Annotated in this window: 22 protein-coding genes and 1 tRNA gene; 9 read left to right on the top strand and 14 right to left on the bottom strand. The window is 56.2% G+C overall.

The features are described from left to right. Window positions 1-9: 9 nt before the first annotated feature. Complete coding sequence (locus A3L08_RS07595; RefSeq protein ID WP_088854443.1) at window positions 10-534, bottom strand: hypothetical protein; 525 nt, start codon at window positions 532-534, stop codon at window positions 10-12. Between the two features lie 72 nt (window positions 535-606). Further along, the gene (thsB, locus tag A3L08_RS07590; protein WP_088854442.1) at window positions 607-2,262 is read right to left on the bottom strand and encodes a thermosome subunit beta; all 1,656 of its coding nucleotides are present in this window, start codon (window positions 2,260-2,262) and stop codon (window positions 607-609) included. 209 nt (window positions 2,263-2,471) lie between these two features. On the opposite strand from thsB, the gene A3L08_RS07585 reads away from it, so the two are divergent. Continuing rightward, complete coding sequence (locus A3L08_RS07585) at window positions 2,472-3,140, top strand: Kae1-associated kinase Bud32 (RefSeq protein WP_088854441.1); 669 nt, start codon at window positions 2,472-2,474, stop codon at window positions 3,138-3,140. A gap of 18 nt (window positions 3,141-3,158) precedes the next feature. On the opposite strand, the gene A3L08_RS07580 is transcribed toward A3L08_RS07585, so the two are convergent. Beyond that, on the bottom strand, window positions 3,159-4,889 hold the full coding sequence (locus A3L08_RS07580; RefSeq protein ID WP_088854440.1) for a DNA mismatch repair protein: 1,731 nt from the start codon (window positions 4,887-4,889) through the stop codon (window positions 3,159-3,161). Window positions 4,890-4,991: 102 nt separating this feature from the next. Between A3L08_RS07580 and A3L08_RS07575 the strand changes: the two genes are divergently transcribed. Next, window positions 4,992-5,501 (top strand): hypothetical protein, encoded by a 510-nt coding sequence (locus A3L08_RS07575; protein ID WP_088854439.1) that lies wholly within the window; start codon window positions 4,992-4,994, stop codon window positions 5,499-5,501. On the opposite strand, the gene moaC is transcribed toward A3L08_RS07575, so the two are convergent. Continuing rightward, window positions 5,498-5,959, bottom strand: coding sequence for a cyclic pyranopterin monophosphate synthase MoaC (moaC, locus tag A3L08_RS07570; RefSeq protein WP_088854438.1), 462 nt, complete (start codon window positions 5,957-5,959; stop codon window positions 5,498-5,500). The two genes, A3L08_RS07575 and moaC, sit on opposite strands and share 4 nt — an antisense overlap. Before the next feature lie 98 nt (window positions 5,960-6,057). Between moaC and A3L08_RS07565 the strand changes: the two genes are divergently transcribed. Genes A3L08_RS07565 through A3L08_RS07555 form a run of 3 tightly spaced genes read left to right on the top strand, consistent with a single transcriptional unit; the run spans window position 6,058 to window position 10,042 of the window. Further along, window positions 6,058-6,987, top strand: a complete 930-nt coding sequence (locus tag A3L08_RS07565; RefSeq protein WP_088854437.1) for an ABC transporter ATP-binding protein — start codon at window positions 6,058-6,060, stop codon at window positions 6,985-6,987. Continuing rightward, complete coding sequence (locus A3L08_RS07560) at window positions 6,984-9,119, top strand: COG1470 family protein (protein ID WP_088854436.1); 2,136 nt, start codon at window positions 6,984-6,986, stop codon at window positions 9,117-9,119. The genes A3L08_RS07565 and A3L08_RS07560 overlap by 4 nt, the downstream gene beginning before the upstream one ends. After that, entirely contained in the window at window positions 9,089-10,042 is a 954-nt protein-coding gene (locus A3L08_RS07555) for an ABC transporter permease (RefSeq protein WP_232461700.1), read from the top strand. Before A3L08_RS07560 ends, A3L08_RS07555 begins: the two co-directional genes overlap by 31 nt. 73 nt (window positions 10,043-10,115) lie before the next feature. Here A3L08_RS07555 and A3L08_RS07550 read toward each other — a convergent pair whose 3' ends face one another. The 6 genes from A3L08_RS07550 to A3L08_RS07525 form a co-directional block, all read right to left on the bottom strand. Next, entirely contained in the window at window positions 10,116-11,555 is a 1,440-nt protein-coding gene (locus A3L08_RS07550; protein ID WP_088854434.1) for an RtcB family protein, read from the bottom strand. A 61-nt stretch (window positions 11,556-11,616) separates the two neighbouring features. Beyond that, window positions 11,617-12,075 carry a methyltransferase RsmF C-terminal domain-like protein gene (locus tag A3L08_RS07545; RefSeq protein WP_088854917.1) on the bottom strand — a complete coding sequence of 153 codons (459 nt, stop codon included), beginning with the start codon at window positions 12,073-12,075 and terminating at the stop codon, window positions 11,617-11,619. A gap of 11 nt (window positions 12,076-12,086) precedes the next feature. Beyond that, a complete protein-coding gene (locus A3L08_RS07540) occupies window positions 12,087-13,022 on the bottom strand; it encodes a tRNA (cytosine(49)-C(5))-methyltransferase (protein WP_088854433.1) in 936 nt (311 codons plus the stop codon). A gap of 9 nt (window positions 13,023-13,031) precedes the next feature. Then, the gene (locus A3L08_RS07535; protein WP_088854432.1) at window positions 13,032-13,460 is read right to left on the bottom strand and encodes an archease; all 429 of its coding nucleotides are present in this window, start codon (window positions 13,458-13,460) and stop codon (window positions 13,032-13,034) included. 1 nt (window position 13,461) lies between these two features. Beyond that, entirely contained in the window at window positions 13,462-13,923 is a 462-nt protein-coding gene (locus tag A3L08_RS07530) for a type II toxin-antitoxin system VapC family toxin (protein ID WP_088854431.1), read from the bottom strand. Continuing rightward, window positions 13,892-14,152 carry a ribbon-helix-helix domain-containing protein gene (locus tag A3L08_RS07525; RefSeq protein WP_088854430.1) on the bottom strand — a complete coding sequence of 87 codons (261 nt, stop codon included), beginning with the start codon at window positions 14,150-14,152 and terminating at the stop codon, window positions 13,892-13,894. The genes A3L08_RS07530 and A3L08_RS07525 overlap by 32 nt, the downstream gene beginning before the upstream one ends. 88 nt (window positions 14,153-14,240) lie before the next feature. On the opposite strand from A3L08_RS07525, the gene panB reads away from it, so the two are divergent. Together panB and A3L08_RS07515 are read left to right on the top strand one after the other, a co-directional pair. Next, entirely contained in the window at window positions 14,241-15,095 is an 855-nt protein-coding gene (gene panB / locus A3L08_RS07520; protein ID WP_088854429.1) for a 3-methyl-2-oxobutanoate hydroxymethyltransferase, read from the top strand. Further along, a complete protein-coding gene (locus A3L08_RS07515) occupies window positions 15,096-15,764 on the top strand; it encodes a glycosyltransferase family 2 protein (RefSeq protein WP_088854428.1) in 669 nt (222 codons plus the stop codon). On the opposite strand, the gene A3L08_RS07510 is transcribed toward A3L08_RS07515, so the two are convergent. From A3L08_RS07510 to A3L08_RS10150, 4 genes are all read right to left on the bottom strand, one after another. Next, window positions 15,754-16,596: a DMT family transporter gene (locus A3L08_RS07510; protein ID WP_088854427.1), complete on the bottom strand. Its 843-nt coding sequence runs from the start codon at window positions 16,594-16,596 to the stop codon at window positions 15,754-15,756. The genes A3L08_RS07515 and A3L08_RS07510 overlap by 11 nt on opposite strands. Before the next feature lie 240 nt (window positions 16,597-16,836). Beyond that, a tRNA-Thr gene (locus tag A3L08_RS07505) sits at window positions 16,837-16,913 on the bottom strand. 40 nt (window positions 16,914-16,953) lie between these two features. Continuing rightward, window positions 16,954-17,310 carry a phosphatase PAP2 family protein gene (locus tag A3L08_RS10155; protein WP_232461789.1) on the bottom strand — a complete coding sequence of 119 codons (357 nt, stop codon included), beginning with the start codon at window positions 17,308-17,310 and terminating at the stop codon, window positions 16,954-16,956. A 17-nt stretch (window positions 17,311-17,327) separates the two neighbouring features. Beyond that, the gene (locus A3L08_RS10150; RefSeq protein WP_232461795.1) at window positions 17,328-17,768 is read right to left on the bottom strand and encodes a hypothetical protein; all 441 of its coding nucleotides are present in this window, start codon (window positions 17,766-17,768) and stop codon (window positions 17,328-17,330) included. A 106-nt stretch (window positions 17,769-17,874) separates the two neighbouring features. Here A3L08_RS10150 and A3L08_RS07495 point away from each other — a divergent pair, with 106 nt between their 5' ends. Both A3L08_RS07495 and A3L08_RS07490 read left to right on the top strand, forming a co-directional pair. Next, a complete protein-coding gene (locus A3L08_RS07495) occupies window positions 17,875-18,321 on the top strand; it encodes an HAD family hydrolase (protein WP_088854426.1) in 447 nt (148 codons plus the stop codon). Window positions 18,322-18,333: 12 nt separating this feature from the next. Continuing rightward, on the top strand, window positions 18,334-18,951 hold the full coding sequence (locus A3L08_RS07490; protein WP_088854425.1) for a YigZ family protein: 618 nt from the start codon (window positions 18,334-18,336) through the stop codon (window positions 18,949-18,951). Window positions 18,952-18,967: the final 16 nt, after the last annotated feature.

The following is an 18,967-nucleotide window of genomic DNA, read 5'->3' as shown; positions in this document are numbered from 1 at the left end:
TTGGTCGGTTCACTCCGACAGCCTCTCCATGCACTCCTCGACCTTCTTGAGGAACTCCTCGCGGGTCAGGCATTTCTCACCGCGCTTGAGTTTCACAGCTGCTATCTTGTAGTTGCCCCTTCCAAAGAAGCGGCAGACCTTTTCGGGCTCATCGACAAGCCTTGCGACGGCCAGGATTTCATTTTCGCACTCAACGTAGTCTATCACAGTGTCCTGGAAGCCCGTGAAGATCACAACGCATTTGCGCGAAGGGTTGAGCGGTTTTAGATCTTCGTCTATCGGTGGAAGCTCTTTGACAACGCAGGATTCGGGATAGCTGCCCGACTTAATGGCCTTTATGATTTCCGGAAGCTCTCCAGTCCGCTCGAAGTGCTCAAGTTCTTCCTTCGAAACATCCACCGGCTTCATTGAGTAGCAGAGCGTCTTTTCATCGTGGTACATCAGGTAGGTGCCGTCTTTAAGGAACATGAAGGCTATTCTCTCCCTCGGAAGGTCGAATATGTAGCCGGCCCGGCTCTTCTTAACTTCGTACATGTTACCACCAGAGGGGTTCCGGAGGAGCCGCTTATAAAAATCTCTGGACAGAAAAGGGAAGTGAAAGGGGCATCACATGCCCATGTCCATGCCGCCCATTCCACCCATACCGCCGGGCATTCCACCGCCCTGGCCGCCCTCGGGCTTGCTGACCTTGGCGGCTATGACGTCGTCGATCCTGAGGATCATTATCGCGGCCTCACTGGCGCTCTTGATGGCCTGCTTCTTGACGCGGAGAGGCTCGATGATGCCGTTGGCGAGCATGTCGGCCGGCTCTCCCTTAAAGACGTCGATGCCTATTCCAAGGCCTTTGTTCTTGTGCTCGCTGATGACCTTGACAAGCATCTCAACGGTGTCGAGTCCGGCGTTCTCTGCCAGGGTCTTCGGGATTATCTTGAGGGCCTCGGCGAAGTTCTCGATGGCCAGGGCCTCCTTTCCACCGACCTCCTTGGCATACTCGTCAAGCCTGATGCTCAGCTCAATCTCAGGGGCACCGCCGGCCGGAAGTACGTAGCCGTCCTCCATGACGTCCTTGACGACCTTGAGGGCGTCCTCTAAAGCTCTCTCAACCTCGTCGATGACGTGCTCGGTACCGCCGCGGATGAGTATGGTGACGGCCTTCGGGTTCTTGCAGCCCTCAACGAAGATCATGCTCTCGCCGGCGATCTTGCGCTCCTCAACAAGGTCGGCGTGGCCGAGATCTTCAGGAGTGAGATCCTTGACGTTGGTGACTATCTTGGCGCCGGTGGCTTTAGCCAGCTTCTCCATGTCGCTCTTCTTGACGCGCCTGACGGCGAGGATGCCCTTCTTGGCGAGGTAGTGCTGTGCCAGGTCGTCGATGCCCTTCTGGACGAAGAGGACGTTCGCACCGGTCTCGGCTATCTTGTCAACCATCTCCTTGAGCATCTTCTCTTCCTGCTCGAGGAAGCTCATGAGCTGGTCCGGGCTGGTGATGTTGATCTTTGCATCGGTCTCGGTCTTCTTGACCTCAAGGGCCTCGTTGATGAGGGCTATCTTGGCTCCCTCTACCCTGCTCGGCATGCGCGGGTGGACGCGCTCCTTGTCAATGACGACTCCCCTAACGAGCTCGCTCTCCTCAACGCTCTCGCCGGCCTTCTTTTCGATCTTAATGTTGTCGAGGTCAACGGTGTACCTGCCGTCCTTCTTCTCGGCGACCTGCTTGACGGCCTCAACGGCGAGCTTCGCAAAGAGCTCCTTGTGGCTCTCGGCGTTCTTGCCGGTGATCGAGGTCATGGCTATCTTCATGAGGGTGTCGTCGTCATCCGGGGTGACCTCGATGGCAATGTCCTCGAGAATCTCCTGGGCCTTCTCGGCGGCCATGGTGTATCCCTTGACGATGATGCTCGGGTGAATGTTCTGGTCGAGGAGCTCCTCAGCCTTCCTGAGGAGTTCTCCAGCGATGACAACGGCGGTAGTGGTACCGTCACCAGCCTCCTTGTCCTGGGTCTTGGCAACCTCGACCATCATTTTAGCGGCCGGGTGCTGGAGGTCGATCCTGTCGAGGATGGTTGCACCGTCGTTGGTGACAACGACGTCCCCAAGGCTGTCCACCAGCATCTTGTCCATACCCTTTGGGCCGAGGGTTGTCCTCACCGTCTCGGCGATAATCCTTGCAGCCAGAATGTTGAGCCTCTGGGCGTCCCTTCCAACGTACCTCTGGGTTCCCTCGGGCAGAATAACAACCGGCTGTCCACTAAGCTGTGCCATTTGACATTCCTCCTATCAGATTTCTTTTTGCAGAAACGCTTCGTCAGCACTCTATAAAAAGTTTTGGGTCGAAAATTTCAAGAAAACGGTTCAAATTTGTTTATATGACAAAAACCTAGTAATAATATGGAGGAAAGGGCTAAAATGGAGGAGAAAGTATTAAGGGCAGGTGCGGGAAATCGACCGCGGGATAAAAACGGGGTGAGAGTGTGGAGTTGATAAAACAGGGCGCGGAGGCGAAGATTTACCTCGCGGGCTTTGCCGAGTTCTTCGGTGCGGACCTCTTGCCAGGTGAGAAGGTCATCGTGAAGCACAGGATCCCCAAGCGCTATCGTATAGAGGAGATAGACAGAAAACTCAGGAAGGAGCGAACCGTCAGGGAAGCGAGGGTGCTCCACAGGGCGAAAGAATTCGGCGTTAACTGCCCCTACGTCTACGAGGTGGACTTAAAGGACATGAAGATCGTCATGGAGTTCATTGAGGGCGATCGCCTCAAGGAGCTCCTAGAAAGCGTTCCAATGGAAGAGAGGCTTAAACTCTGCCGCGAGGTTGGGAGGCAGATCGGGAAACTCCACGAGGCGGGAATAGTCCACGGCGATTTAACGACCTCCAACATGATCCTAAGGGAAGGTAAGGTTTATCTCATAGACTTCGGCCTGGCAGACTTTGACACCACTCTGGAAGCCCAGGGCGTCGACCTGCACCTGCTCAGGCGTGCTATGGAGAGCACCCACTACACCTGGTTCGAGGCGGGGTTTGAGGCAGTTTTAGAAGGCTACGCCGAGATACGCGGGAAAAAGGCCAGAGAGGAGATTGAGGAGAAGCTGGAAGAGATCGAGAGCAGGGGAAGGTACAGGGAGAGGAGCTGGGTGGGATAATCCCCAAGGAGGTGGGGATTACCTCTCCCTGAAGGCCCTCAGAACCCTCTCAAAAATCTCCCTCTCTTTTCCGCGCTTTTTCCTCGCGAGCCTCTCGACTATCAGCTCCGGCGTGCTCCTCCCGAGTTTTCCAAAGGCCGGCTGCCTGTCCACAATGAGGTTGAGGTTCTCGTCCAGACCCTGAGCCTCTATGCCGTCGACCCTCGCGAATGGAAGTTCAGCCTTTAGGTCTTCGCCGAGGTGTGAAACTATGACGACGTGGAAACCTCTCTCGTGGGCCACCTTCAACAACTCCCCGATTATCTTAACCGCGGCACCTGGCTCTGTTATGGCCTCGAACTCGTCTATGAGGATCAGCTTTCTCCCCTCCCCCCGAAGGGCCCTGACAAAGGAGCGGAGGGCCGTCTCGAAGGCACCTGCCCCGTAGGCGCTCCTCTTCCTCCTGAAGAAGAACAGCTCGTCGAGGGGCTCCACCCACGCCTTTTCGGCGGGAACTGGAAAGCCCATGTGCGCTAGGAGTGTTATCTGGGTTATCAGCTCCAGCAGGGATGTCTTTCCACCGCTGTTGGCCCCGGTTAGTATTACAACCTTCTCGTCCTTAACTACCTCGGAACCGGGAACATCGAAGCTCTCCGGTTTTCTCCCAACAACGTAGCTCACCGGCTGGGGGTTCTCGATGAAGAGGTGCCGCCCATTGATGAACGCGATACCACCGTTGTGGATTTTGGGGAAGGTGAAGTTTCCGGCGAAATCCTTTACAGCCTGGAGGAAGTCGAGCTCGTGGACGGCGGAGAGCTCTTCTTTAAGCCTCTGGAGGAGCGGCATGACTTCTTCGAGTATCTCCCTGCTTCTGAGGTAGAGCTCGACCTTCAGCTCCTTCTCAAGCTCCTCCCTGAGCATTTCGACCCTTTCCGGTGGTACGGATACTGGATACAGCTCTTCCCTCGAAAACAGCTCAATCGTGATGCCGATCCTCTCGCTCAGCTCGTTCTCAGCTTCGTTTATCAGATCGAGTATCTCCCCCTCCACCTCGCCGAAGTGGGAGAATATCGCCTCGTAGTTTCCTACCTTCAGCTCACTCAGGAATTCAAGGAGCTCCTTCCCGCTGAGGGTGAGACTGAACCTCTCGAGCTTTTCCGAGATCCGCTCGTTGAGCTCGCGCTCCTTCTCGACTATCAGCTCCTCCAGGTCATCGAGGGTCTTCCGCTTTTCCATAACCTCTCTCAGGCCCTCGAGGGACCTCAGAATCTCCCCAGCGACGCTCTCCCTGCCCGTCAGCTCACCGATTTTGGCGAGGGCTTTGAGCGTTTCCAGGTTCTCCCAGAGGGGCATCACGTAGAGTTCCGGTGCTATCTGGGAGGGAACGAGCTCGACGTCTATTCCATAACCTGCCGTGCTCAGAACGAGGGGGTATCCCTCGGTATCCTCGATCTCAGTGGTCACCTCGCAGAGGCCCAGCTTCTCGGCCCTCTCCAGCTCGGACTCGTCAACGACGAGAATTCTATCGTGGAGGAAGTCACGCCTGAATTTTATATGCCTCACCTTAGAGAGATAGTCCTTCAGCTCGGGCCGTATCCAGGGGAGGGTTCCCCTGAAGTAGGCCTGTCTGCGGAGTATCTCTTCCCTATCGGAGACAGGCCCAAACTCGTCCAAAAGGGAGGCGCTCTCGGGCAGGACTAACCGCCTCTTGATCTCCTCTTGAATTGACCTGTATACCGTCTTCGCCTCGGGGTTGAGCTTGAGCCTCATCGTTTAGGGAACGAGGGAAGGCCTAAAAAACTTACCCTAAAAAGAAAGGCAGGCAAGATTTATAAATTCTGAGAGTAATCCCGACACGATGCGGGTGGGTGTATGGTGATAGTTGAGAAGCTCCTAAGTCCTGCCTACACGGTCACTGTCCTCAACCTCAAGAAGTTCGAGCCCAAAGACCTCCTGGAAGGCTTCAAGAGGAGGGGTTTTCACATCTGGAAGTCCCTTAGTGGGCTTGATATTGAGCTTGAGATCGAATCCTTCATAGCCTCGACCTACGGAAAATACGTCTACGTCCTCAAGTTTAAGGAGGAAACCTACCTGGCCAGGGGCAAGGAAAAGGTTCTCAGAAAAGAGTGGAAGGGGCCTAAGACCTATCTGGTCAGGCATGTGGCCGGACTGAAGCGCCTCCTCCTTCAGGAGCTCTCGCTGAAGGCCAAGCTTAGCCTCCTGTTGCCCCAGTGGATCCTCTGGAGTATGGTAGGCGTTTACGCCTTAAGCTGGCTTAAGGAGGACGTCCTCATGAGCTTCCTGCTGACGATCTTCGGGTTCGCCCTCAACGATATAGTCAAGGCGGTCGATTACCTGATCCTCGGTTACTGCAACGCTTAACCTTTCACCTTCTCGACGACGTGGATGTTCTCTATCCTCGTCACCGGATACTGGCCGTTCTTGTCCTTCTCAACCGCTTTCACCATGTCCCATATCGTGAGGAGAGCGACGCTCACACCGGTCAATGCCTCCATCTCAACGCCGGTCTTGTATGTCGCCCTTACCTCGCAGGTGGCCTCGATGTAGTCCTCCCCGAACTCGAAGCTTATGTCGACGCCGGTAAGAGGTATCGGGTGGCAGAGCGGGATGAGCTCCGGGGTCTTCTTCACCGCTAGAATCCCGGCTATCTGGGCCGTCGCTATGACGTTGCCCTTCTTGGTCTTCCCGGCCTTTATGAGCTCGATGGTTTCCGGCCGGAGGTAGATACGGCCTTTTGCCACAGCTTTCCTGAAAACTTCACTCTTGTGCCCTACCTCGACCATCTTAACGCCCTTCTCATCGACGTGGGTCAGCTCCATCTTCCATCCCTCTCGACAATTGGGGGTAAAGTTTAAAACCCTGACCCCCGACTACACTTAGAATTAGCAAAATCTTACCATTATGTGGGGTGCCTAGTATGTCCACTCAGGCCATAACCGTTGAAAACCTCACAAAGTCGTACGGCCGCTTTAGGGCCGTCGACGGGCTCACCTTCGAGGTTGAGAATGGCGAGGTTTTTGGGTTTCTTGGGCCGAACGGGGCCGGGAAGACGACCACGATCCTGAGCATGCTCGGGATCATAATCCCCGACGGGGGAAGGATACAGATACTTGGCATGGACATGGCCAGGGAGCCCCTGAAGATAAAGGAGAGGATAGGCTACCTCCCGGAGAACGCGACCGTCTACGGCGAGCTTACAGCGTGGAAGAACCTCGAGTTCTTCGCGAACTTCTACAGGATGAGCAACGCGGAGAAGGAGAATAGGATAACCGAGCTCCTCAAGAGGGTGGGTCTCTGGGAGGTCCGCTACCGGAAGGCCAAGACCTTCTCCAAGGGAATGAAGCAGAGGCTTTTGATAGCCCAGACCCTCATAAACGACCCGGAACTGTTAATCCTCGACGAGCCGACGAGCGGCCTCGATCCGGAGGGAGCCCACCTCGTCAAGGAGGTGATCAGAGAAGCAAAGGCGGAGGGAAAGACGGTCTTCTTCTCCAGCCACGTTCTCAGCGAGGTCGAGGAGCTCAGCGACCGCGTCGGCATAATCGTCCGCGGAAAGCTCAAGGCCGTTGGACCCATCGGGGACATAAAGCGGCAGTTCATGGAGCTTGAGGGCTACGAGATAAAGGTCGAAACGAAGGAACCGCTGCCGGAGATCGGGCACGAGGATATAACCCGTCTCGAGCGCGTCGCCCCCAACCGGGCCATAATATTTGCCCGCTCGGACATAAGGGAATGGCTCTCCAAGAACCTTTCCTCGAGGGGAATAACCATCCTCAGCCTTGAGATAGAGGAGCCGAGCCTCGAGGACGTTTTCCTGAAGACGATATATGGGAGGGAGGAGAAATGAAGAAGGTTCTCGCGTTTCTGCTGTCGGTTGCCCTTCTGCTCCCGCTGGTGGGAGCTCAGCCCTACGTGACGGTTTTTGAGGGCAGGCTCGCCGGCGGGCATGCGGTAGTGGTAGGTGACTACACCATAACCATCGTCAAGTCGGCTGGAGGAAGCCCATACTCCATGTACCTCATGCTCAGGAACGGGAGCAGGATACTGGAGCTTAAACCCTTCGTCTTCGGAACCGAGATAGAGCGCGACGACATCAGGATAATCATGGGCAGTTACACCCCGGATGGCGGCTTCATCGTGGTGTCGGTCAAGCCGAGGTTCGTCGGCTCGCTCGAGCCCAAGGTAGGGGCCAAGTTGAGCTTCAACGGCACGACGGTTGAGGTAACCGCTGTGGGGAACAGGACCATCGACGTCTCGGTGAACGGCGTCGTGAGGACGCTCGAAGTCAATGGAAGCGCGGTGGTTGATCTCGTCGCCCTCGAGTACAACGGGAAGGAGGTTAAGGTCTACGCTGCTTCCCCTGCCTCAGAAACCATCAGCGCGGACTACACGGTCTTCTACCCCTACGGGAAGGTGAAGGCCTCGGGACCGGTTGACCTGCCCATAACAGTGGCTAGCTCCACCGACGCCGAGCTGACCCTCCCGCTGAGGGTGCTTTCCCTTCCAGAAGGCTGGAGCGCGAGCTTCCTCTACGGGGGCATCGAAGTCGGCGAAATATCCGTCCCGCCCAGGGGAACGGTCAGCCTGATCCTCCACATCGAGCCCATCAGCAGTGGAGCGATTAGGTTCGCCGTGGGGAACTTCACCGGAACCCTTGAGGTCGAGAGCGCCGGGATAGAAGTTTCCCTCCCCTACCTGAGCCTCGAGGCAGAGGCGGGGACTGCCCTCAGCGTCCCGGTGTCCTTCAGCGGCACAGGAAAGGTTGAGTTCGAGCCCGGCGAACTGCCTGAGGGATGGACGGTCTACCTGACCAACGGCCAGTACAGGCTGAGGAGCTTTGAGGTCGAAGGGAGCTTTACTGCCAGTCTGATGGTGGAGGTACCGAGGAACGCCACCCTGGGAGACCACAGGATTGGCTTCACCCTCAACGGAAGGGCATACAGCCTTGACGTCTACGTCTACAAGACCTACCTCGGCCAGCCAGCGAAGCTCACCGTAGTCCTCACAGACGAGAGCGGCAACCCGGTCAGGGGATGGGTTGCCGTTGAGGACAGAAACGTCACAACATCCCCAGCTGGCTCCGTTGATCTCGAGCTGAAGCCGGGCGAATACACCGTTACCGCCGGGGCGGAAGGTTGCTCTCCCGTTAGCGAGAAAGTGAAGCTCTCCGACGGGGAGGAAAAGACCCTCCAGCTCGAGCTGAAGCGCGCTGAGTACTACTTCACGGCGAAGCTCGAGCGGGACGTACTGACCACCGGACCCAGCGGCAGCGGAAGCACAGAGATAGTAATTCAGAATCTCGGTTCGAGGGACGACGAGTACCGGGTGACGGTGGAGGGCCTCCCCGACGGGTGGATCTACGTCGTCAGCCAGGACCCGAACGGAGCCGTCCCGGTTGGGAGCATCAAGGTGGATAGCGGAGACAGCGCCACCGCTTACCTGGTACTCTTCCCGCCCTTCAACGTCGAGTCCGGCGACCTCAACGCCAGGGTCGTTGTTTCAGGAAGTGCCTCGAAGAGGGAGCTCCCTCTGACGATCCATGTTGAAAACCCCGCCTTCCTCCGTTTGGATGCGGAAATGCCCTCATTGACCGTGAGAGCTGGGGGAAGTACAGCCACGAACCTCTGGGTGGACGCCACAGGTACGGTAACCAACGTCAAGTTCACGGTCCAGGCCCCTAACGGCTGGGACGTCGAGGTTTTGCCGCCAACGATAAGCCGCGTGGGGGCCGAGGCTTACGGCAACGTCGTCACCTACCCAGGACCAAACAGAGTCGAGCTTAGAGTCCGCGTCCCCAAGTCGGCCCCGGCAGGAACGTACACGATAACGGTAACCGCCGCTGGTGATCAAGCAAAGGCCGAAACCGTGATAACGGTCAGGGTTACGCAGGGTTCCAGCGGGACGTGGATCGGGGTCGTCCTCCTGGTACTGGCCTTCGGCGTCGTGATATGGCTGATGAGGAGGGTCGGCAGGAGATGAACCCGGCCTGGAACATCGCCCTCAAGGAACTCTACACCTCGGTGAAGAGCAGGCGCTTTGGAGTTATCGTCGCCATCTACTTCATAATTTTTGGGCTGGCTGTCTACGCGATCAAGGATTACCTGATACAAATGGGCGTCCCGGGCGTTGAGTCCAACGAGCTCTACCTCTGGGGCGTCAACGCCGAAGTCTACACGACGCCCTTCGCCATGCTATTCACGGTCAACATGATGATAATCACCGTCCTCGGAGCGGTTCTCGGAGCGGCCCTGGGGGCGGACGCGATAAACAGGGAGGTCGAGAACGGCACGGCGAAGGTACTGCTCGGACACCCCGTCTACCGCGACGAGGTCATCAACGGCAAGTTCCTCGGGATCGGGACGTTGATAGCGGTGACCTACCTCGTATCCTATGTAGTCATGGTCGCGGTGATGCTGATACTTGGCATACCCCTCGACGGCGACTCCCTGCTGAGGGGCTTCCTTGCGACCCTCGTGACGATCCTCTACACCCTGGTCTTTCTCTCCCTTGGAGTTCTGTTTTCCACCCTCTCCAAGAAGCCGGAAACCTCAATGCTGGCAGCGGTGGGACTGGCGATCTTCCTCACGGTGTTCTACGGCATAGTGGTCGGCATAGTGGCACCGAAGTTCGTCGGCCCCGAGCCGCCCTGGGGAACGACTGCTCACGGGATGTGGGAGGACGAGCTCAACACCTGGATGGCCAGGCTCCACTCGATAAACCCAGCACACCACTACGTCCAGCTCGTCCACTACATCTTCGGCGGCGACAGGTTCATGAACTACTACATCCCGCTTAGCGATTCCTTCACCTACGGCTTCAACAACCTCGCGGCGCTCATGATAATGCTGCTTCTCCCCTTCGCCCTTGCCTACGCCCGCTTCCTCACGAGCGACCTGAATTGACGTCTTTTCTTTTTCCCCAGTTTTCCCTGAGTTCCTGAAGGAGGTGCAAGGGAAGAAACGGGGAGAGCAGAGATCAGCCCTTGGCAACACCCATCGGGCGCATTCTAGCAACGAGGTTGGCTATGCCAGCCTCGTGGACGGTGTTGACGACGTTGTCAACGCTCTTGTAGGCTCCGGGTGCCTCTTCCGCAACCACGCGGAGCGATGCAGCGCGGACATAGATGCCCCTCTGGGCGAGCTCGTTCCTGAGCCTATCGCCGCGGTACTGCCTCGTTGCGGCTTTCCTGCTCAGGAGCCTTCCGGCGCCGTGGCAGGAGCTTCCAAAGGTCTCTCTCATTGAGCCCTCTGCTCCAGCCAGGACGTAGCTGGCCGTACCCATTGAACCTGGAATCAGAACCGGCTGGCCGACGTCGCGGTAGGCCCTGGGAACGTCCGGATGTCCGGCAGGGAAGGCCCTCGTTGCACCTTTCCTGTGGACGACGACCTTGACCTTCTTACCGTCAACCTCGTGTTCCTCGACCTTCGCTATGTTGTGCGCCACATCGTAGACTATGTGCATCTCCATGTCCTCGGCCTTTCTCTTGAAGACCTCCTCGAAGCTCTCCCTGACCCAGTGGGTTATCATCTGCCTGTTGGCCCAGGCGAAGTTTGCAGCTGCCTTCATCGCGCTGAAGTAGCGCTGCCCCTCCTCGCTCTGGAAGGGGACGCTTACCAGTTCGCGGTCGGGCCACGGAATTCCATACTTCCTGTTGGCCTTCTCCATTACCCTGAGGTAGTCGCTCGCAACCTGATGACCGAGACCGCGCGAGCCGGTGTGAACCATAACAACGACCTGCCCCTCAAAGAGGCCGTAGGCTTTGGCAATCTCCTCGTTGAATATCTTATCTACGACCTGGACCTCGAGGAAGTGGTTTCCAGAACCGAGGGAGCCGAGCTGGGGCGCTCCACGCTGCTTCGCCTTCTGGCTTACCGCCTCCGGATCGGCGCCTTCCATCCTTCCGCCTTCTTCGAGGTGCTCAAGGTCCTCCTCCCAGCCGTAGCCATTCTCAACGGCCCACTTGGCACCGTCCGCTAAAACATCGTCCAGCTGTGTCCAGTGGAGCCTTACGCGACCTTTACTTCCAAGGCCACTTGGCACGTTCTTGAAGAGCGTGTCAACGAGCTCCTTGATGCGAGGTCTTACTTCTTGCTCACGTAAATTTGTTCGGATTAGCCGTACTCCACAGTTGATGTCATAGCCCACTCCTCCAGGGCTTATTACTCCCTCCTTTACGTCAAAGGCAGCTACCCCACCGATTGGGAAGCCATAACCCTGATGTCCGTCCGGCATTACGATGGAGTACTTGTAAATGCCCGGGAGCATCGCAACGTTTGCCGCCTGCTCAAGCGTCCTGTCCTGGCGCATCTTCTCTATTAGCGCGTCGTCGGCGTAGACCCTCCCCGGAACGCGCATCCTCTTGTCGAACTTTGGTATCTCCCAGCGGATTTTGTCAATCCTCTTCAGCGGAACCATCCTCTCACCCCCACCTTAGGTCGCCCTAAATTTATTTTAACCTTTCGAGGAACACTTTTGACTACAGGTCAAGCCTCAGCCTCCTCTCCCCCGGCACGTAGTTTATCAGCTTCCCCCCCTTGGCCTTCGCGGAGCCGAGGAAGTAGGAGCGCCATTTAATTATCACCCAGCCGTGGAGTTCTCTGTCCCCAATCTCAACGCTCTCACCGGCCAGATAGCGCCTCACCCTCTCATCGTCGAGCTCAACCACGTTCTTCGTCGCCTTTGGCCCGACTAAGAAGCTTCCCTCTATGCTGAGCCTTATCCCGTCGCTCTCTACTCGAGCAAAGTAGATTCCCTGCCTATCGGGACCTTTAATCTCAATGGAGCACGGCTTCCACGCGTAGACCTTATGGTATCTCCCTCGTATCTCGTATACCAAATCGGGAGCGTAGCCGTAGTTTTCGATGAGGAGTTTTTTCACGAGTTCGGTGTCGTCCGCCTTTCCAACTTCTTCTCTCGGGTTTCTCGGAGTTTCCATGCTCTCCCCGCTCATTCTCCTCCCTCCGGCTTGGTTATCTTCGCTATGAAGAACGCCTCAGTGTCGTTGTCGTTCGGGTGAATCCGGAGAGCCTTCTTCAGCTCGGGCGAGTACTCTCTTCCTTCCCATTCGAGGACTGGCTCGCTTGTTTTAACGGGGAGGTCTATTTTTTCCAGCCTCGCATCCGTCTTCCTGAGGAGATAATCAACCACCTCCTCGTTTTCCAGCGGGTCTATCGTGCAGGTGGAGTAGACTAGCGTCCCCCCGGGCTTTAGAGCGTCGTAGGCCGCCCTTATGAGTCTCTTCTGGATGTTCATGTACTTGATGACGCCCTTCAGGCGCCACTCTTCCAGAAAGCGCCACTTCTTCCTTATCATTCCGACCGAGGAGCACGGAGCATCGAGGAGTATCCTGTCGAAGGCCTTCTCAAAGCGGGCGAAGTAAGCCCCGTCCCTCGTGGTGACGCGCGCTATCAGAACTCCCATCCTGTTGAGGTTCGCGATTAGGACGTTGGCCCTGCTGAGCTTGGGGTCGTTCGCTATTATGCACCCCTCGTTCTCCATGTACTGCGCTATCTGGCCTGTCTTTGAACCCGGCGCGGCGGCCATGTCCAAGACAAGCTCGCCCGGCTTAGGGTCGAGCACAACGGGCGGAATCATCGAACTCGCTTCCTGGCCGAATATCAGCCCCAGACCGTGCTCCGGAACCTTCGCGAGGTTGTCGACGTTTATGAAGAAGCCCTCGCGAACCCAGGGGATGGGTTCAAGCTCAAACTCCTCCCTCAATCTCTCAACAACGACCTCCAGCGGTGCCTTCAGCGTGTTCACCCTTATGCTCTGCCTGAGCGGCTTCACTATGAACTCCCAGAACTCGTCAGTGTCTTCGAGCTTTGAATAGCGCTCGTAGAACTCGGGGTTTACTTCCCTTATCCTGTCCTTCGCGCTCATGAGACCACCTCATAGGTCTGGAACCAGCTGGGCCATCCATCTCCCATCTGGCAGCTGCTTTATCTCCATATCGTGGTAGGTTATCGCCTTTACTTCCTCCTTCGGCTCATGCTTCTCGTAGTCGAGAGGCTCACCGCAGGCTCTCGCCTTGAGTTTGTAGCCATCTCCACTCTCTTCAATCTCAACCTTTACATCTCCAAAGACGAGGCCCTCCATGTCGTGGAGCACCAAAAGCTCCTCGAGGAAGTTGTACAGGAGTGCCATCAGATCCTCACCCTCTACCTCAACCTCTCTGCATTCCCTAGGCTCCACCTTTCTCACGTTCACCATGACATCGAAGAGCGCTAAAGCAACCGCTTCAAAGGCTTCCTCAAGAGTTGAGCCGTATCCGCGGATGCCTATATCGGCCGTGTGCTCGTAGTGCTCCCACTCTCTCATTTCACCCACCTCCAAGGAGTATTGAGTTTAGACCTTCCTCGATTGCCACCTGATGGAGCCTCTTGTCGGCAGTATAAAAGCTCCCCGCCTCCACGTACTTTGCCGAGACTATCTGCAGGGCATCGGCCTGATACATGTGATATTTCTCAATTAGCTTCCAGGCGTCTGCCAGGATTAGGGAGTGAACGGGAACGACCTCTAAGACGCCCAGCCTCGTGAACCGCTTCACCTCCGCTAGGAAGCCTTTTTTCAGAAAGTCGAACTCATCTTTGCTGAGCTGTTCCCTCCTCAGCCTTTTATCGAGTACGCCAATCACCTCTCCGATATTCCAGAAGCTGAAGGCCAGCCTCACCTCCCCCCGGTAGGCGTCCCTGAAGAGCTCCTTTACAACGTCGCTGCCCTCTTCGTCCAAGTATCTCTTCAGAATTGCACTAGTGTCCAAGTAAACGCTTCTCCCTGTCATCTCTCATCTCCCTCACGAGCTTCTCGCTGCTCTCTCCTTTGACTTTCAGAGGCTCAAACCACAGGGGCACCTCTGAGTCGTCTACGTCCTTCAAAACTTCGTTTATGAGGTAGTTCATCAGCGCCTCCTCAAGGAGCTTGCTGACCTCGCTCTTCTCCCGCTGGGCCAGCTCTTTGAACTCCTTCCACAGTTCCTCATCCAGATAAACACTGGTCTTTACCTTCCCCATTATACCACCATTGGTAATTACCTAAATAGGTATATAAACCAATCGAAACGGTTAATTAGACAGGCCTCGAAATGGGGTGGGTGGTGACATGAGAGAGATAACGCCGAGGCACATAATCGAGATGAAGGGGAAAGAAAAGATAGCGATGGTAACGGCTTACGATTATCCCTCCGCGCTGATAGCTGACAAAGCCGGGATGGACATAATCTTCATCGGCGATTCACTCGGCATGGTGGTCTACGGCGAGCCGAATACACTCAACGTAAGTATGGAGCAAATGGTCTTCCACACGAGGGCTGTCGCAAAGGCCGTAAAGCGCGCCCTAGTTCTGGCGGACATGCCCTTCGGAAGCTACGAAGTGAGCGTTGAGGAGGGTGTTAAGAACGCGGTGAGACTCATCCAGGCCGGAGCGGACGCGGTCAAGATCGAGGGCGGCTACGACCACAGGAAGCTTGTCAAGAAGCTGGTTAGGATGGGCATTCCAGTAATGGGTCACACGGGGTTAACACCGCAACGCTACCTTCGCCTAGGCGGCTACAGGCTCATGGGTGAAATTGAGGAGGAGATTGAGGAAATCCTCCGCGATGCAAAGGCCCTCGAAAAGGCGGGAGCGTTTGCCGTTGTTTTGGAGTTCACCCTGGCAGATGTTGCGAAGCTCGTAACGGAGGAAATCTCAATTCCAACCATAGGCATAGGCTCTGGCCCCTGGGTCGACGGCCAGGTTCTCGTCTGGCACGACCTCCTTGGAATCTATGAGGACGTTCCGCCCTTTGTCAAGAAGTACGCTGACATTGGCGGAATGATGCGGCTGGCGCTTGAGAACTACCGGGAGGAGGTCAAAGCCGGGAAGTTCCCGGCCAAGGAGCACTACTGGGAGTTCCTGGACAAGGATGACTTCAGGAGAAAGGCCCAAAAAGCCCTCGAGAAGCTGGAGGATGAGTGAATGCTAAAGGGGAAGAGGATCAGCGTTATCATTCCCGCCTACAACGAGGAGAGACGCCTTCCCCTGGTGTTGGAGAAGATCCCGGATTTTGTCGATGAAGTAATAGTGGTCGACGACGGCTCCTCGGACAAGACTTATGAGGTAGCGAGGGTCTTTGCGGAGAAGGACCCCAGGATAAATGTCATCGGGCTGGAAAAGAACTGCGGCAAAGGCTGTGCGATGCGTGAGGGGGTGAAAAGCTCTAGCGGAGACGTTGTTGTCTTCATGGACGCCGATGGTCAGCACAAGCCCGAGGACATCATCAAACTCGTCGAGCCGATAGCCAACGGAGAGGCGGACATGGTTATCGGGGCGCGGAAGGTTGAGGAAGCCGGGAAGAGGCCCCTCCACAGACGGCTGAGCAACATAATCACAACCAGACTGATCCGCCTCAAGCTCAGAACGTACATCTACGACACCCAGAGCGGCTTCAGGGCTTACAGACGGGACTTCCTGCCGGAGATAGAGAGCGACCGCTACGAGGTCGAGACCGAGATGCTGCTAAAGGCCGCGAAGATGGGCGCGAGGATAAAGGAGGTGCCCGTTAGCATGATATATGACCCGGCCAGGGAGGGGCGTTTTGGTCCCCGGGACGTCATCCGCTTTATAAAGACGTACCTCAAGTTCTGAGCTCGCTTTCTACCTTTACCGCCCCCAGAGTCCCGATGCTTATGAGGACGAAGCCGAGGAGGTGGTAGGCCGTCAGGGTCTCCCCCGTGAGTATTCCTATGCCTATCGCGACCGCTGGGGCGGGGGTTATTATCGCGGTGGCCTTCGACAGGTTTATGCGCTTTATGGAGCCGTACCAGACCACCTGGCCGAGGGCTATTATCACTCCCTCAGCGACAACGAGGGGAGAGAACTCCAGCCCGGTCAGGAGCGCTAGGGGGAGGAGCAACAGGGAACCAAAGGTGTTCCGGAGGGTTGCTATTGTGATGGGGCGATAGGGGAGACGTTTGGCTATCACGTGCCCGGCCTGCCAGAACAGCGGAACGAGGAGAAGGAGAACGTCCCCAAGATGCGGCTCCACGGCACGGCCCTGTGTGATGACGAGGACGAGCCCGGCAAGGATTAAAGAGGAGTAAGCCACTAGCCGCCTGGTTATTTTCTCCCCCAGGAAAATCCCTGCCAGAAGGAACGACCAGAGAACCTCGCTCCTCGTTATAAGGGCGGCGTTTATTGCCGTGCTCATCCTAGCTCCGAAGGAGTATGCTAGATAGGCCAGGGCAGTCCCAAAAAGCCCAACGAGGAAGGCCATTTTTATCCCCGAAGGATTATCCCAAAGCTCCTTTCCACTCCCCTCAAAAACCAGCACCATCCAGAGAAGGAGGGATGCGAAGAGGGCCGAGAATGCAGCGAAGCTCACCGGGTTTGATGGGTTGGCCTTTATGACCACCGGTTCAAAGCCATACAGAAGCATGCCGAAGAGTGCTAGGAGTGTTCCCAGGGATTCCCCGCGCATGGTATCTTCTTGGCCCGCACGCTTATAAACTTCGCTACTAGGAAAGCGGAAGGCTCTTGATTGTCGGCGAGTCCCCATTGGACTATGTACAAACCGACACTGTATCTCCAAATATTGGGGAGAATCTGTTATATGGTGTGATATTGTGATAATTTCAAATACTTTCATAACCAAATGTACATTGAGGGAGGTCAGGATGGTCACTATAGCAATGAGGTCTCGGACGCGCGGAGGGGATTGTGGAGCCGGGACCGGGATTTGAACCCGGGACCTGCGGATTACGAGTCCGCCGCCCTGCCGAGCTAGGCTACCCCGGCACCCGATGTTAAAGAACCGTGGGGAGTTTATAAGTTTTTCTCAGGGGGTTCCCAGCATGCCCCCGATGACCTCCAGGGCCCTCTGCGGGTTGGCCGCAACGACCAGCACTATGAGGGCCAGGAGGAGGTTGAAGACTGTGACCCTCTGCAGGGATGAGACCTCAAGCCGGTATATCCTCTCGGAGATGTTTATGCTCCAGCCCCAGGATGCCTTTGAGACGGCCGCTCCGAGCAGTATTCCAGTGAGGACGTCGTATACCCAGTGGTGGCCAAGGAAGACCGTGGCGAAGGGTATGAGCGTGTTGATGAGTATGAGGGCCTTCCCTCCAAGCCTCTTGCGGTATTTCCAGAGGGTGATTATGTTTATGGTAGCGAATGTGTTGTGTAGCGAGGGCAGGACAAACTCCTGCCTCGTTAGCAGGGTGTTCTCAGAAGTGTATCCGGAAGATTGTAGACTATATGGGGAGCGTAGATGTGTACCACGAGGTATACCGCTCCGGCCACGGCATAGGCAGTGAGGTACCTGGCCAAGAGCTGGTCTGAGGAGTTCAGATCGCGAAGGTACAGGAGGAGGTAGGCCACAATGAGAGCTATGGAACCCGCAAAACCCAGGTAGTAAACGGCGTTGAAGAGCGCATACAGGGGTGGGGTATCCTTGGTGAACTCCACGAGCCCCACGACGAAGTCCCTCGATGTAAAGGGCAGTCGAAGGAATTGCTGGGTGAAGTCGACGCTCCATCTCCCGATGACGCCGTAGATAACACCGAAGGCCACCCATCCGAAGTAGCTTAGGAAGAAGGCGTTTAGCCGTATCAGCACGTCGGGATCCCTCAGGCGCTCCTGGAGCAGGTTCATGGCCTTCTACCTCCAAGTAGTCAGTGGTTTAACTCTGATCTCTTGGATGTACCGAAGTCGACTTCAAAGCTTAAAAACCTTGCACCCCAGTGCCTACGGTGGGAACATGGAGGTACCGAACTACGGGAAGGTCGATTTCAAAGCTGTTCTCTTCGACCTCAATGGGACGCTGGGAGAAAGAGGAAGGATAAACGAGGAGGTAAAGCACCTCCTTGAGAGGCTCGCGGATAAGTACACCGTTGTGGTTCTCAGTGCCGACACCTTTGGCACTCTTGAAGAAGAACTCAAGGGCCTGCCCGTGAGGGTCGAGAGGGTATCGAATGGAGTGGAGAAAGCAGAGATTGCAAAAGGTTACGCCCCATACGCGGCACTTGGCAACGGCAACAATGACGTGGCCATGCTCGAAGGGGCGGAGTTGGCTTTCTGCGTAATCGGGCCTGAAGGAGCGACCGTTGATGCACTACTCGCGAGCGATATCGTTGTAAAGGACGTGAGAGATGCCATAGCGATGCTCCTCGATGAGAGAAAGCTCATAGCGACGCTGAGGGGATGAGGTGAGAGAAGGGTGGGTTACAGGACGCTGAAGGGCCCCGGAACGGCCCAGTTTATCGTTAAGAAGTCGGTCTTCATAGGCTACGCCTCTCCTGCAAACACGGAAGATGAAGCCAAGGCCTTCATAGCAAAGATAAAGGCCCACCACAGCGACGCGACCCACAACGTTTCGGCTTACCTCATTAACGACGGGAAGAACTTCGCGGTTCGCTACGACGATGACGGCGAACCAAAGGGCTCCGCCGGAAAGCCCGTCCTCAAGGTCATCCAGAACAAGGGCCTAAGCAACGTCGTGGTCGTGGTTACGCGCTACTTTGGAGGCATAAAGCTCGGCTACGGCGGGCTGGTTAAAGCGTACAGCGACGCGGCAAGCCTGGCCATTGAGAACGCCGGGATAGTGGAGGTTTATGAGACGGAGCGCTTTGAGGTGACCTTTCCTTACAACCTCTTTCACACGGTTAGGGAGACCGTTGAGAGTGCCGGTGGAAAGGTGGTAGACGAGGAGTACGGAGAGCTGGTGAAGTTCACGGTCGAGACGAGGAAGGGCGAAGCTGAACCCCTGATGGAGCTTTTGACCGAGAAAACGAGGGGCAGGGCAAGGTTGAGGCCGCTGTTTATGAGGCCACTGTGATTTTTACACACCGTGT

The organism is Thermococcus pacificus (assembly GCF_002214485.1).
GTDB classification, from domain to species: domain Archaea; phylum Methanobacteriota_B; class Thermococci; order Thermococcales; family Thermococcaceae; genus Thermococcus; species Thermococcus pacificus.
The sequence above is the reverse complement of the archived record's forward strand: the minus strand, read 5'-3'. Positions and strand labels throughout refer to the sequence as shown.

Excerpts from the sequence above, each read along its gene's own strand:
- A3L08_RS07595 (WP_088854443.1), bottom strand. The coding sequence starts at position 534 with ATGTACGAAGTTAAGAAGAGCCGGGCCGGCTACATATTCGACCTTCCG.
- thsB (WP_088854442.1), bottom strand. The coding sequence starts at position 2,262 with ATGGCACAGCTTAGTGGACAGCCGGTTGTTATTCTGCCCGAGGGAACC.
- A3L08_RS07580 (WP_088854440.1), bottom strand. The coding sequence starts at position 4,889 with ATGAGGCTCAAGCTCAACCCCGAGGCGAAGACGGTATACAGGTCAATT.
- A3L08_RS07575 (WP_088854439.1), top strand. The coding sequence starts at position 4,992 with ATGGTGATAGTTGAGAAGCTCCTAAGTCCTGCCTACACGGTCACTGTC.
- moaC (WP_088854438.1), bottom strand. The coding sequence starts at position 5,959 with ATGGAGCTGACCCACGTCGATGAGAAGGGCGTTAAGATGGTCGAGGTA.
- A3L08_RS07565 (WP_088854437.1), top strand. The coding sequence starts at position 6,058 with ATGTCCACTCAGGCCATAACCGTTGAAAACCTCACAAAGTCGTACGGC.
- A3L08_RS07560 (WP_088854436.1), top strand. The coding sequence starts at position 6,984 with ATGAAGAAGGTTCTCGCGTTTCTGCTGTCGGTTGCCCTTCTGCTCCCG.
- A3L08_RS07555 (WP_232461700.1), top strand. The coding sequence starts at position 9,089 with ATGGCTGATGAGGAGGGTCGGCAGGAGATGAACCCGGCCTGGAACATC.
- A3L08_RS07550 (WP_088854434.1), bottom strand. The coding sequence starts at position 11,555 with ATGGTTCCGCTGAAGAGGATTGACAAAATCCGCTGGGAGATACCAAAG.
- A3L08_RS07545 (WP_088854917.1), bottom strand. The coding sequence starts at position 12,075 with ATGGAAACTCCGAGAAACCCGAGAGAAGAAGTTGGAAAGGCGGACGAC.
- A3L08_RS07540 (WP_088854433.1), bottom strand. The coding sequence starts at position 13,022 with ATGAGCGCGAAGGACAGGATAAGGGAAGTAAACCCCGAGTTCTACGAG.
- A3L08_RS07535 (WP_088854432.1), bottom strand. The coding sequence starts at position 13,460 with ATGAGAGAGTGGGAGCACTACGAGCACACGGCCGATATAGGCATCCGC.
- A3L08_RS07530 (WP_088854431.1), bottom strand. The coding sequence starts at position 13,923 with ATGACAGGGAGAAGCGTTTACTTGGACACTAGTGCAATTCTGAAGAGA.
- A3L08_RS07525 (WP_088854430.1), bottom strand. The coding sequence starts at position 14,152 with ATGGGGAAGGTAAAGACCAGTGTTTATCTGGATGAGGAACTGTGGAAG.
- panB (WP_088854429.1), top strand. The coding sequence starts at position 14,241 with ATGAGAGAGATAACGCCGAGGCACATAATCGAGATGAAGGGGAAAGAA.
- A3L08_RS07515 (WP_088854428.1), top strand. The coding sequence starts at position 15,096 with ATGCTAAAGGGGAAGAGGATCAGCGTTATCATTCCCGCCTACAACGAG.
- A3L08_RS07510 (WP_088854427.1), bottom strand. The coding sequence starts at position 16,596 with ATGCGCGGGGAATCCCTGGGAACACTCCTAGCACTCTTCGGCATGCTT.
- A3L08_RS10150 (WP_232461795.1), bottom strand. The coding sequence starts at position 17,768 with ATGAACCTGCTCCAGGAGCGCCTGAGGGATCCCGACGTGCTGATACGG.
- A3L08_RS07495 (WP_088854426.1), top strand. The coding sequence starts at position 17,875 with ATGGAGGTACCGAACTACGGGAAGGTCGATTTCAAAGCTGTTCTCTTC.